This is a genomic window from Paenibacillus paridis (assembly GCF_006345825.1).
Taxonomy (GTDB): domain Bacteria; phylum Bacillota; class Bacilli; order Paenibacillales; family Paenibacillaceae; genus Pristimantibacillus; species Pristimantibacillus paridis.
In genome coordinates, this window is sequence record NZ_VCIX01000012.1 from 1 (window position 1) to 312 (window position 312).

Below are 312 nucleotides of genomic sequence, written 5' to 3' on the forward strand. Positions count from 1 at the left end.
CCAAGTGATGGTGACCTTCAGGCCACCAAGCGGCGAAGACGAGAAGCTTACCCCTGCGGAGCCGCGGAAGCGTAAATGCATACGCTGATGCACGTTCCACAGCCCGCAGCCCATATGCTCATCCATGTGATTTTGCATTTTGTGCTGCAGAACTAGAATATCTTCGGCGCTCATCCCCTTGCCGTCATCCTCCACCACTAGGCTGGCTTCATCCTCATTCCAATGTCCTGTAATTTGAATATTGGAGGCGTCGGACCATGCCTCAATGCCATGAATTACCGCCTTCTCAACGAGCGGCTGGAGCATAAGCGG

Annotated in this window: 1 protein-coding gene; it reads right to left on the reverse strand. The window is 53.8% G+C overall.

Going from position 1 to position 312, the window contains the following annotated elements:
• Positions 1 to 312, reverse strand: a 312-nt coding sequence (locus tag FJQ58_RS32700; protein WP_238403651.1) for a sensor histidine kinase, incomplete at both ends; no start/stop codon positions are given.